The sequence below is a fragment of the Drouetiella sp. genome (assembly GCF_059504425.1).
In genome coordinates this window covers 159,927-173,062 of sequence record NZ_JCACIN010000081.1, presented here as the reverse complement: position 1 = coordinate 173,062, position 13,136 = coordinate 159,927, and the positions used below count along the sequence as shown (strand labels likewise).

Genomic DNA, 13,136 nt, shown 5'->3' with positions numbered 1-13,136 from the left:
AAACTATGACGCTTTCAGCAAGCCCCTCCCCTTACTCATTCCCTGAAATTTCGGGTTACACACTTGCAGAGCAGCTTTATCTGGGAAATCGTACAGCGGTCTATCGAGCGGTACAAACGGCGACTCAGCAGCCTGTAGTGATTAAGGTGCTGCGGCAAGACTATCCGAGTTTTAGCGAATTGGTGCAGTTTCGCAATCAGTATGTCATCACCAAACATCTCTCTATCCCAGGGATTATCCATCCCTTGAGTCTGGAATTGTTGGGGAATGGCCATGCACTGGTGATGGAAGATTGCGGCGGAGTGTCTTTAGGCGAATACATTCAGCAGCAGCCGTTAGATCTGGCGGATGTGTTGGCGATCGCTTTCCAACTGTCTGATATCTTGCATGATCTGCACCAGCATCGGGTGGTGCATAAAGATATCAAACCTGCCAATATTTTAATTCATCCAGAGTCGAAACAAGTCAAACTGATCGACTTTAGTATTGCTTCTTTATTGCCCAAGGAAACTCAGGAAATCCAAAGCACAAGCATTCTAGAAGGGACTCTGGCTTATCTGGCTCCAGAGCAAACCGGACGGATGAACCGAGGAATTGACTATCGGGCTGATTTCTATGCCTTGGGTGTCACGCTCTATCAATTGTTGACGGGAAAACTGCCGTTTGAGTCGGCAGATCCGTTGGAGTTAATGCATTGCCATATTGCCAAGCTACCTTTACCCGTGGATCAGGTGAATTCTGAGCTGCCTGGGATGGTTGCTGCGATCGTCAGCAAGCTGATGGCGAAAAATGCCGAGGATCGGTATCAAAGTGCCCTGGGTCTGAAACATGATTTGCAACAGTGTTTGACTCAGTGGAAAACCTGTGGTGATATCTCAGAATTTGCGTTGGGACAGCGAGATTTGAGCGATCGCTTTCTCATCCCCGAAAAGCTCTATGGTCGCGAATCAGAAGTTAAGACCCTACTCGAAGCCTTCGATCGCATAGCTGGCGATCCAAAATCCAAAATCCAAAATCCAAAATCCGAACTGATGCTGATAGCTGGGTTTTCCGGCATTGGCAAAACAGCGGTAGTGAATGAAGTCCATAAACCGATCGTGCGGCAACGGGGCTACTTCATCAAAGGCAAATTTGACCAGTTTAATCGCAACATTCCCCTGTCTGCCTTTGTGCAAGCTTTGCGCGATTTGATGGGGCAGTTGCTCTCAGAATCAGACGACCAATTGACACAATGGAAAGCCCAGATTTTATCTGCGGTGGGCGAGAATGGGCAGGTTCTGATTGAAGTCATCCCAGAGTTGGAGCAAGTGATTGGCAAACAGCCGCTTGCACCTGAACTGTCTGGCATCGCGGCTCAGAATCGATTTAATCTGCTGTTTCAAAAGTTCATTCAAGTCTTTACCACGCCAGACCATCCCTTAGCCATGTTTTTGGATGACTTGCAATGGGTGGATTCTTCATCGCTTCAGATGATCAAGCTCCTGGTGAATGACAACGGTTATCTACTCATGCTAGGTGCTTATCGCGACAATGAAGTGTCCCCATCGCATCCATTGATGATCACCGTTGACGAATTGCAGAAGGCTCAGGTGATTGTCCATAGAATGACGCTGGTGCCCTTAGCCTTTGACGATACTAATCATCTGGTTGCCGATGCCTTAAATTGCTCTAGGCAACTGGCACAACCCTTGACGGAACTCATTGTCGGCAAAACCAAAGGTAATCCCTTTTTTACCACACAGTTTCTCAAAGCCTTGCATGAAGAGGAGTTGATTACCTTTAATCGGGATTGCCGCTATTGGGAATGCGATATTGCGGAGGTGAAGGCGCGATCGCTCACCGATGATGTCGTCGAGTTCATGGCACTGCAATTGCAAAAATTGCCCGATGCCACTCAGCAGATCTTGAAACTTGCCGCTTGTATTGGCAACCAGTTTGATTTGGCAACCTTGGCGATCGTTTCAGAACAAGCAGCAACCGAGGTAGCAACTGCTTTATGGAAAGCTTTGCAAGAAGGGTTGATCCTACCCACCAGTCAGATTTACAAGTTCTTTCAGGGAGAACAAACGGAGACAGCGACAAGTCCTAATCCGAGCTATCGATTTTTGCACGATCGCGTGCAGCAAGCGGCTTATTTCTTAATTTCTGAAGAGCAGCCGCAAATTGTCCACCTCAAGATTGGGCAAGCACTTTTAAGTCACGTTTCACCCTTGCAACGCGACGAAAAGCTATTTGAGATTGTTAATCAGTGCAATTTAGGGATTGCACACACGACTTTAGAACAACAGGATCAGCTCATCTCTCTTAACCTTCAGGCAGCGAAGAAAGCCCGCCATTCGTCAGCCTATGCAGCAGCAGAACAATACTGTGAAGCTGCGCTCCAGCTGCTTCCGGCTAATGCGTGGCTGCAAGCTCCCAAACGCACATTAGATCTTTACGTAGAGGCCGCTAATGCAGCTTGTCTAGTTGGTAAATTTAACTGTGTTGACCAACGGATACGGACGATCCTCAGCCATACCGATCGCACTCTAGATCAAGTTCAAGCGATCGATATTCAGATCCAATCTTTAGTAGCGCAAAATCTCCTGGCAGAAGCGATTCAGGTCGCTTGCAGGGTATTAAGGATCTTGAATGTAGAATTGCCAACACAGCCAACTACAGAGCAACTGCAACCAGCCTTGGCTGACATCCAACAGCAATTAGAAGCGCTCGGAGATGTTACCCAGCTACCACCCATGAAGTATCCTGAGAAGCTAGCTGCCATGAATATTCTCAGCAGCATGGCATCGGCAGCCTATATCGGGGCACCCGCCTTGTATCCTTTGGTTGTTCTGAAGCAAATAGAACTATCATTGCAATTTGGTTTCGCAGTAGAAACGTCCTATGCATTTTCAACCTATGGCTTGATTCTTTGTGCCTTTGGCGGCCAAATTGCTGCTGGAAACTATGCAGCAGATATTGCATTAAGTTTGATGGGACAGTTTTCAGATCCCTCAGAAAAATCCAGATTCACGGCGAAAATTCTGAATTTGGTCTATACCTTTGTTCGGATTTGGCGTGATCATTTAGAAACAGGCTTAGAGCCTCTATTAGTAGGCTATCAGGCAGGCTTAGAATCGGGAGATTTTGAATTTGCAGCTTACTGTGCATTTAACCACTGTCAGCTTGCCTTCTTTGCAGGTGTTCATCTGGATGAAGTACTGCAAAAAATGCAGACTTACAATCAAGCAATTTCTAGCCTCAAACAATCTACTGCATTAAACTTTCATCAGATTGGGTATCAATCCATTCTCAATTGGGTAGGACAAAGTATCAACCCCCATCTGCTTGCAGGCGATATTTATCAAGAAGCAGAACGGCTCAAGCAACATCAAGCTGCAGGCGATCAATACTCAATTGCCACTGTTTATGTCCACAAATTAATCTTGATGTACCACTTTGCTGAGCCTGAAGCCGCACTAGAAGTTGCTCAAATAAGTGAAGCATTAATGGGTGCAATAGCAGGCACGGTTAAATTGGGTGTTTTTCATTTTTATTGTGCTTTGACTTTACTGGCAAATCCACCTCAGAATGCAGAGGTCATTACAAGCCATTTAGAAAAGCTAAAGCAATGGGCCATCCATGCCCCTATTACCTTCCTGCATAAATGTAATTTAATCCAAGCAGAACAATGCCGAATCTTGAATCAATATGCTGAAGCGATCTCACTCTACGATTGCTCAATTACAGGAGCAAAAGCCAGCGGTTATATCCAGGAGGAGGCTCTCGCCAACGAACTTGCCGCCAAATTCTACCTGGGATGGGGCAAAGAAAAAGTAGCAGCGGGCTATATGCAAGAAGCCTATTATTGCTATTCTCATTGGGGTGCAACCGCCAAAATTCTGGATTTAGAAACCCGCTATCCTAACTTATTAGGCCCTGTCCTACAACCCTCAGTGACACCCGCTGATGTGTTAAAAACCTTCATGACGATTTCGGCTCCGGTGCCATCCCTCCATTCTGAGTCTCGCTCCGATTCGAGTCATAGTAGCATCAACCAAGCCCTTGACTTTGCCAGTATTTTGCAAGCCTCCCAGGTTCTTTCTGGCACGCTCAAATTGGATGATCTACTGCATCAGCTTACCCAAATTATTTTGCAAAATTCTGGGGGCGATCGCTGTGCTCTTGTTCTTCCCGATGATACGGGTACCTGGCAGGTGCGGGCGATCGCGACCCCAGAAAAAACTCACCTCTGTGCAGAAACCTTAGAGCACAATACCACTCTGCCTGTCAAGCTGATTCAGTATGTCAAAAACACCCAGGAAGTGGTTGTTATTGACAATCTAGAAACCGATTTACCAATATTCGATGAATATTTGCAAATCCAACGGCCCAAAAGCGTATTGTTTTTGCCAATTCTGAATCAGGGTCGCTGTATCGGTATTGTATATTTGCAGAATCGTCTAACCCGTGGCATCTTTACCAATGAACGTACTGCAATTCTGAACTTCCTGTGTACCCAATTCGCCATCTCCCTCGAAAATGCTCGCCTGTATCAAGAGGTAGATACTCTGGCACAGGCGCTTAGACAATCATTAGACCTCAACACTCAAGAGTTAAACAAGACCCAACTCCAGCTACAGCTGGCTCTTGACTCCTCAAGCATTGGTCTATGGGATTGGAACATTCAGACTCATGAGCTGCTTCTTGATGCACAGTGGAAGCGCTTACTTGGCGATGAAGACCATAAACCTCAGAACCATATCACTGAGTGGTCTAGTCGTGTTCATCCTGAAGATTTAGAGGCTGCCAATGCGGCTCTGGCGCAACATTTACAAGAACAAACCCCTGTTTATGAACATGAACATCGCATCCTTGGCAAAGACGGGATCTATAAGTGGATTGGTGCCAAGGGGCGTGTCGTACAACGAGATCAAGCGGGTAATCCGATTCGCTTTGTTGGCACCTTTAGTGATATTAGCGATCGCAAAGCTACTGAAGTTGCCTTAAAAGCATTCCAAGAAAGATTGACCTTCTTAATCCAGGAAACGCCGATCGGCATCATCGAATGGAATACTGCATTTCAGGTGGTTAACTGGAACCCAGCAGCAGAGAAAATCTTTGGCTATCCGGCAGCGGAAATATTGAATCACCCTGCCGCTCAAATTGTGCCAGAATCCGACCGATCCCATGTCGCTGAGGTCATGGCTGCCCTAAACACTCAGCAGGGTGCCTACTATAGCCTCAATCAGAATATTCGCAGTGATGGTACCCTGATTACCTGTGAATGGATTAACACCCCCTTACGGGATGCAAAAGGCAATTCGGTTGGCAGTTTTTCGATGGTACAAGATATCAGCGAGCGTAAACAAGCCGAGCTTGCCCTCACCGAACTCAGTAAGCAACTCAAACAAGCCCAGGAAATTGCCCAACTGGGTCACTGGTTTTATGACCTAACTACTCAAAGACTCACTCGGTCAGAAGAAATCTTTCGGATTGTTGAACGCCCTTTTGAGCAAGGGGAAGCCAGTTTTGAAGAATACATTGAGTACATTCATCCTGAGGATCGTGCCCTTGTTTTAGAACGAGTCAATGATGCCCAAAAAGGCACTCCCCAAAACTTTGATCATCGCCTGCTCAACCCTGACGGGACAGTTCGCCACCTCAACTGCCGCATTGAATTAGAACAGAAAGGGGAACAAGTCTTGCAACTGTTCGGTGTGATCATGGATATCACAGAACGGGTTGCCGCCCAAGCACAACTGGAGACACTCTTAAATTGCACTCAACGCCAAACCCAAGAACTACAAGCTGCCTATCAAAAATTGCAAGAGGCGCAAGTGCAGCTAATTCAAGCTGAAAAGATGTCAAGTTTGGGACAGCTAGTGGCTGGTATTGCCCATGAAATCAACAATCCCGTTAGCTTTATCTACGGCAATCTAGAACCATTAGCAGAATATACAAACGATTTATTAAACATCATTTATTGTTATCAACATACCTATCCTGAGTCTACCGCCGAATTGAGTAAATTACTGTCAGATTTAGATTTACCCTTAATCATTGAAGATTTACCTAAAATCATTCAATCCATAAATACAGGAGCCTCTCGGATTCGAGGAATTGTTAAATCCCTGCGCACGTTTTCTCGTTTAGGTGAAGCCAACTTGAAGGAGGTCGATCTACATGAGAATATTGATAGCACCCTGATGATTCTGCAAAACCAGTTAAATGGTCGATCGGGAAATCCAGAAATCAAGGTGATTCGGAATTATGGAAATGTCTCTAAATTTGAATGTTACATCGGCTTACTCAATCAAGTCTTTATGAACCTGTTGGTGAATGGGATTCAGGCTATTGAAGCCCGACAAAACAGCGAGAGCGACCCCATCTATGAAGGAATTATTGGCATCACTACCAGTCAGGAGGAATCTGGAGCCGTTTTAATCTCAGTACAGGACAATGGCATTGGGATGACAGATGAAATCAAGGCAAAGATTTTTGAACCTTTTTTTACAACTAAATCCGTAGGAACTGGTACTGGTATGGGATTGTCAACTAGCCATCAAATTGTCACTAAGTACCATCAGGGTGAGATTGATTGCCGCTCCACTTTAGGTGAAGGAACGACATTTACAGTGCGCTTACCTCCGGCAAAAGAATCTGCAAGCCAGGAATAATTTGACTGCTGCAAATTGTTTACAACTGCCGATCGCGAGTTGATAGCCAATTCTGCATGAAAGGTTGCAGATAGACAGCTGTGGCGACGCGGTACAACAAATCGTTGCAGCGGCGGAATAAACATAGTTGATTGAGATGTCAAAGCTGCTAGCTGCCGCTGAACTCACACGTTAGACCGCTTCTATTTTTGGTATTTCTTGATGCTGTAAAACAGTACGATCGCCCCTTGCCGTAAGTTAAACTAATCAGAAACTTAACTCCTGTCTTCAAAGAAAAAGTTTAAACAAAGTGGCTACGGCCATATTTTTTGAGAGCTGTGCGAAGCGCAGCTCTCAAAAAATATCTGCCTTACAACCCGTTTAAAGGGGTGTCAATTCCATCAACCTCCGTCAACATCCCCACAAAAAAGAAGCCGTGAGTCACAGCTTCTCTACCTCATTATTTAAATCTAAGCTGCATGACTAGGGACGCGGCTGAGCCTGCGGAGTTTGCTGGGGACGGGGGGATGGCGCTGCACCCTGGGGAGCTTGCTGACCTTCAGCCGCCTGACCAAAATTGGGGTTTGCCTGCTGGAAAGACCGCGTAAACTGAATGCTGGCATCGGTGGGATCAAGCTGAATCTGCGTCAGGTCTTGATTGGTGCTAGTTTGCAGCGTTTCAATGAAGCCCTCAAGATTAATCACCTGAATCTTCATTTTTGCTGCTAGGTCAGGCTGCACCTCTTTCAAGCGATCGATCACCGCCTGCAACTCCTGGCGACCAAAATACATGGGCACGATTTGGCGATCGCCCTGCTGAATTGTCAGATATGCCCCATCTGGCTCAGAGGAACGCGCTGCGAACAGCGGGACACCCTGAAACTCTTGAGCATTCTGCTGACCCGACTGCTGTAAAACCGCCTTAGCAGCCTCTACTTCCTGCTCTACAGGAATGTAGACAAACTGTACCTCGTCTTTTTTCTCCAGCGAAAGTTGATAGACCTTCGCAAGAGAAATGGGCACGACCTGCGCTCCCTGCGCCACTTGAGGATTGCTTTCTTTCAACCCATTCAAGAAATTTTGTGCCGCCTGTCCGTCCATAAAAATCCCGGCAACAGGCGTTCTGTCGGTGCCTTGGCTAGGAGTTGCTAGCAGAATACCGCCCTCGCTATTCATCAACGCAAATACGGGCACCGTTTGTAGACTCTGCATCACCTGCTCCTGAGGCAGCGCCAGGGCGCGAGGAGAATCCATGAAAAAGGAGCTAGCTAAAACGCTGCCAACTAAACCGATCGTGGTACCAAACCGAATGAGTGAGTTCATAAATGCTCCTAGTAACGACACGGGTATCTGACCATTGGCATCTAATAATCTTTTCTATCTGCTAGCCGCAACGCATCTGCCGGAAGGTTGCTCTGAATGCTGTCCATATCTTGTGCCTAACGGCAAAAAGGTGAATTTGTCCTGATCACAGGATGTTTTACCTGAACCGAATGCTCTACTCAGTTCTGTCTCATCTCATCTAGCTAACCGAGATAGCATCAAACTTTACCAAAATTTTGACAAAAATTCAAAATTCGTGGGTCAAACCCAGTGAAACTGCTCATGCCGCGATCGAAGTGCCGATCGCAGCGCCAAAGGAATTTGGCTCCAAGTTTTCAAAGCGATCGAACAGCAGAGGCTTGCGGGTTCAAGGGATGGCGGAAGATGTCTTTTACCAGACCCAACCCAAGCGGCAATAGTTCCGTGAACGAGCCAGAAGATGATTGAATAGTCTTAGTATGCAGTGAAGGGAGACATAAAAATGGCTGTACTAGCCTATTTTGCAATGATTGGCGGGGCGTTTGGCGTAGCAATGGTGCTGTTTTTTGGGCTACGTGCCGTGAAGTTGATCTAGCCATCTATCCAAACAATAAGCGTTTTGCAGGGTGCGCCCACCCTGCAAACCCATAACCCCAAGAACGAGCTTCATGAATTCGCTTCCTCAAGGCCTCAACTTTTACCTGATTGGTCTGATGGGATCAGGCAAAACCACAGTCGGCAAAGCCCTGGCGGAAAAGCTGAGCTATCGCTTTTTTGACACCGATGCCGTGATTGAGCGGGCGGCTCAGCAATCGATCGCCCAGATTTTTGCAACCTCCGGCGAGGCAAGTTTTCGGCACCTAGAAACTCAGGTGCTAGCAGAGCTGTCGGCATATCGCAAGCTGGCGATCGCCACAGGCGGCGGCATAGTCCTCGATCGCCAAAACTGGAGCTATCTCAAGCATGGGCTAATTGTCTGGCTAGATATTTCTGTAGAAGACATCTGCGATCGGCTTCAGGGAGACACCTCACGTCCCCTCCTCCAAGGTGCCGACCCACACCAGAAACTCTGTGCTCTGCTAGAAGAACGCCGCCCTCTCTATGCCCAAGCCGATCTGCAAGTGTCTCTTTGCCCTGGCGAAACCCCAGAGGATATTGCACTTCGCATTTTGGCAGAGGTGCCCAAGATCTTGAAAACTAGCGGGGAGCGATCGGGTTAAATCTTCCTGTGCAGCTTTCATTTTTGGTAGTCCTTACCTCAAGACCACTACCCCATCTTTAAGGAGAATGGCGCGGTCTTGAAAACAGCAGGATCTTGCTTCATGAGTTTAGAAAAAAGGTAGCTAGAAACACTCTTTGATTACTGAGGCTGCTACACTTCACTAGATTGAAATTTCAGCTCGAAATTCGATCGCCTCCTTCTAAGCAGCAAGCAATTAAGCCCCAAGCAACCATGTTCACTACCGATAGCGAATACATCCGCAAAGCCGAAGCTACCAGAGTCCGGGTGCTGAGTGAAGCCCTGCCCTACATCCAGCAATTTGCCGGACGAACGATCGTCGTGAAGTACGGCGGCGCGGCGATGAAAGACAGCAACCTCAAAGAAACCGTAATGCGCGACATTGTGTTTCTGTCTTGTGTGGGGCTACGACCGATCGTGGTGCATGGCGGTGGGCCAGAAATTAATTCCTGGCTGGCTAAATTGGGCATTGAGCCGCAGTTCAAGAACGGGCTGCGGGTGACGGATGCCGCCACGATGGATGTGGTCGAAATGGTGTTAGTAGGTCGGGTTAACAAAGAAATTGTGTCTTTGATTAATCAGGCGGGTGGTAAGGCGGTCGGTCTGTGTGGCAAAGATGGCAACATGATTCAAGCCCGCCCTCAAGGCGATGAAGGCATTGGCTTTGTCGGGGAAGTCAGCAGTATTGATGTGACGGTGCTGCGATCGCTCATCGCCAGCGGCTACATTCCGGTGGTGTCCAGTGTGGCTGCCGATGAAACTGGACAGGCTTACAATATCAATGCCGATACCGTAGCGGGTGAACTTGCTGCCGCACTAGAAGCCGAAAAGATGGTTCTGATGACCGATACGGCAGGAATTTTGCGAGACTATAAAGATCCAAACACCCTGATTGCCAAAGTCGATATCCAGGAGGCGCGTCAGCTGATTGAAACAGGCGTGGTGAGTGGCGGCATGATTCCCAAGGTCAACTGCTGTGTGCGATCGCTGGCTCAGGGCGTAAAGGCGGCTCACATCATTGACGGACGCATTCCCCATGCGCTGCTGCTGGAAACTTTCACCGACGCAGGGATTGGTTCCATGATTGTTGCCTCCGAATATCGTTCGTAAACGCTTTTCTGCGACATTGTTCCCGCGACATTTTCCCGCGACATTTTTCGCCAACACGTTCTAACCCGTGACTTCCGATAAACCGAACTCCGAAAACGCAAACCCCGAAAATATAGATCTTGCCAAAAGCCAGTATGAAGCTGGAAAAGCCGCCTTTGAGCGAGGACTATACCGCCAGTCGGTAGAACGCCTGCAAGAGGCGACAAAGCTGGTTAGCCGCGCCACGGCTCTGGGGGGAGAAATCCAGATGTGGCTAGTGACGGCGTACCAGGCTTCAGGGCAAGACCAGGAAGCGATCGCCCTTTGTGAAGCATTGGGCAAGCATCCTGACCTAAAGACGCGCCAGCAGAGCCGCAATGTGCTCTACATCCTCAAAGCCCCTAAGCTGGAAACCCGTCCAGAATGGCTGACCCAAATTCCTGACCTGACGGCGCTAGAAGGCTCAACGGATAGCAGCAAAGGTCGTGCAGGTGGCACATCCCCCCGTACGCCTACCCGCCCCCGTCCCCAGCCAGAAGCTGAGCCTGTAGACTTAAGCAAAGTCAACACTCAAGATAACGGCTTTGTTTGGGTGGCGCTGGGGGCGATCGCCCTGGTGCTTGCTGCCCTGTTCGGGTTTGGCATCTTCAGTTAGATTGAGAGCAGCCTATTTCTCCTCACACCATGTCCGACACTCTCCTCGAAACCATTCTGGCGCTTGCCGCACCTCGCACCGATGCAGCAGAGGTTTACTATGTCTCTAGCCAGGACACGCCGATTGACTTTGAAAACAATCGGCTGAAGTCTCTGCAAACAAAGGCGCTTCAGGGCGTGGCGCTACGGGTAATCTGCAACGGTCGTTTGGGATTTGCTAGCTCTACTGACCTGACGCGACTGGAAGATTTGGTAGACGCAGCCGTACAGACGGCAGAGATTGGTAGCCCTGCGGAATTTGAGTTTGCTGCTGATTTTCATAGCTCTGATAACGGCAACGGATCTGATTACACACCGCCCACGACGCCAGAACTTGTGGCGATCGGCGAGGAGCTGATTCAGCAGGTGCATGGGTACAATGCCGATGTGCTGGTGGAAGCTGGATTCCGAGTGCGGTCGGGGATTGAAAAAATCGCCACAAATCAGAACGTGTATGCTGAGCGATCGAGCCGCACCGTCAGCGCCAGTCTTTCCGGCAATCTAGTCCGAGGCGAGGATTTTCTTCAGCCCTATAGCTATGATGTGGGACGCGATCGCACCCCAGACTTCGATCGCATCCTGCAAGATTTGCTGCAAAAGTATCGCTGGGCAGAGCAAAATGCCGCCATTAGCAGCGGTTCTTACCCGGTGCTGTTTACACCCCAAGCGGTTGCCAGAACTTTTCGGAGCTTGTTCAGCACGGCGCTTTCGGGTCAGGCGGTGCTGCAAAAAACTTCGCTGCTGGCGGACAAGCTGGGCGAAACCCTATTTGACGATCGCTTTAGCCTGTTTGAAGACCCCAGCCAGGGCATTAGTGCCTGCACCTTTGATGATGAGGGCACGCCCACGAGCCGCAAAACCTATATCGATCGCGGCAAGATAACGGGCTTCTATTGGGATCGCCGCTGGGCGGCACGGGCAGGGCAAGCCTCCACGGGCAACGGCTTTCGGGGTGGGCTGTCTCGTCCAGCTCCCAGCACCGTCAATCTGTGCATTTCTCCCGGCAGCACCTCTACAGCCGATCTGATTGCCAATATGGAGGAGGGGGTTATTGTCGATCAGGTCTTGGGAGCAGGACAGTCGAACCAGTTGGCGGGTGAGTTTTCGGTCAATCTTGACCTGGGCTACAAAGTCGAGAAGGGCAAAATCGTTGGGCGGCTCAAAAACACGATGGTTGCGGGCAGCATCTTTGAGGCATTTCAGCAGCTTGTAGACTTGGGCGATCAGCCGGAATGGGTAGGCGGCAGTTCCTACGTGCCGAGTCTTCTGTTTGGCAAGCTGGGCGTAGCGTCAAGGAATTAGCGTGGGCTTCATCATGCTTGCTAAGCCTTAAGGCTGGACTTAGGATCGTGGATTAAGTAACCTGTATACCCGATCTGCTGTAGGGGCTTAGTGGGGGCTTAGCAATGCTAAGCCCCTACCTCAAGAATCGCATCTTCAGTAGATCGCAAAGTCTTAATATTTTCCCTAAAAGCTGGATTTCAAAGGCGCTCCGCGCCTTTGAAATCCAGCTTTTAGGGTTTTGTGGCGCGCTCCGCGCGCCACAAAACCTTAATTTGCGATCTACTGATCTTCTTAAATCCATGTTCCTTAGCAATTTGTTGGGTCTTGCATCGCTCAACCAATCTATGAAGCGACACATTAATTTTGCCAGTTCAGAACGTTAAATTGAGGATAAACATACCGTCCTATCTGCCGCACTGAAGGGTGTCACAGCCTTGGGGGATGTCTGGAACTGATGGGCGATCGCATGAGTCCTTAAGTACAAATGCAGTCTACGCTCCACACAAACCATGAAACCCTGGCTGAGAAGTGTTCTGATCGCAGCGATCGCCTTGACCCCTTTGAACGGCTTACTTGCCCTCACCTCATTTGCCGATATCTCTTCTGTCGAGCATGAAGCTCCGCAAAAAGCAAAGTCTTCGCTGACGGCATCGGCAAAGTTGGCCAACGATTTTGTATTCGATTTAAAAGTTCAAAATGGCATTTTGCCACCGCCCATCTTCTAACTAAACCCGCTCAGTTAGCCCGGTTTAGAAATAAGAATTCAACCACACCGAATTTTGTAGGATGCATTCAGCACTAGCCGCAACGCATCGCTAACGGCATCCTACGCAGAATTTCACGTTAACAAATCCACGATTCTTAGTCGTCTCCCACAATCAATTTCTGAT

General features: G+C 48.6%; 9 protein-coding genes. 8 read left to right on the top strand and 1 reads right to left on the bottom strand.

Going from position 1 to position 13,136, the window contains the following annotated elements:
• The first annotated feature begins 5 nt into the window (after positions 1-5).
• On the top strand, positions 6-6,659 hold the full coding sequence (locus tag AC5JMP_RS19235) for a PAS domain-containing protein (RefSeq protein WP_495853094.1): 6,654 nt from the start codon (positions 6-8) through the stop codon (positions 6,657-6,659).
• A 462-nt stretch (positions 6,660-7,121) separates the two neighbouring features.
• Here the strand turns inward: AC5JMP_RS19235 and AC5JMP_RS19230 are convergent, their stop codons facing one another.
• Positions 7,122-7,961: a Tic22 family protein gene (locus tag AC5JMP_RS19230; RefSeq protein WP_495853093.1), complete on the bottom strand. Its 840-nt coding sequence runs from the start codon at positions 7,959-7,961 to the stop codon at positions 7,122-7,124.
• A 236-nt stretch (positions 7,962-8,197) separates the two neighbouring features.
• On the opposite strand from AC5JMP_RS19230, the gene AC5JMP_RS19225 reads away from it, so the two are divergent.
• The 7 genes from AC5JMP_RS19225 to AC5JMP_RS19195 all read left to right on the top strand — a co-directional run bounded on the left by AC5JMP_RS19225 (position 8,198) and on the right by AC5JMP_RS19195 (position 12,971).
• On the top strand, positions 8,198-8,380 hold the full coding sequence (locus AC5JMP_RS19225) for a hypothetical protein (RefSeq protein WP_495853092.1): 183 nt from the start codon (positions 8,198-8,200) through the stop codon (positions 8,378-8,380).
• 62 nt (positions 8,381-8,442) lie between these two features.
• Complete coding sequence (petL, locus tag AC5JMP_RS19220) at positions 8,443-8,535, top strand: cytochrome b6-f complex subunit PetL (protein ID WP_495853091.1); 93 nt, start codon at positions 8,443-8,445, stop codon at positions 8,533-8,535.
• Between the two features lie 73 nt (positions 8,536-8,608).
• Positions 8,609-9,160 carry a shikimate kinase gene (locus AC5JMP_RS19215; protein ID WP_495853090.1) on the top strand — a complete coding sequence of 184 codons (552 nt, stop codon included), beginning with the start codon at positions 8,609-8,611 and terminating at the stop codon, positions 9,158-9,160.
• Between the two features lie 233 nt (positions 9,161-9,393).
• On the top strand, positions 9,394-10,290 hold the full coding sequence (argB, locus tag AC5JMP_RS19210) for an acetylglutamate kinase (protein WP_495853115.1): 897 nt from the start codon (positions 9,394-9,396) through the stop codon (positions 10,288-10,290).
• Positions 10,291-10,357: 67 nt separating this feature from the next.
• Positions 10,358-10,924 (top strand): hypothetical protein, encoded by a 567-nt coding sequence (locus AC5JMP_RS19205; RefSeq protein ID WP_495853089.1) that lies wholly within the window; start codon positions 10,358-10,360, stop codon positions 10,922-10,924.
• Positions 10,925-10,953: 29 nt separating this feature from the next.
• Positions 10,954-12,264, top strand: a complete 1,311-nt coding sequence (locus AC5JMP_RS19200; protein ID WP_495853088.1) for a TldD/PmbA family protein — start codon at positions 10,954-10,956, stop codon at positions 12,262-12,264.
• Positions 12,265-12,755: 491 nt separating this feature from the next.
• Positions 12,756-12,971 carry a hypothetical protein gene (locus AC5JMP_RS19195; RefSeq protein ID WP_495853087.1) on the top strand — a complete coding sequence of 72 codons (216 nt, stop codon included), beginning with the start codon at positions 12,756-12,758 and terminating at the stop codon, positions 12,969-12,971.
• The last annotated feature ends 165 nt before the right edge of the window (positions 12,972-13,136 follow it).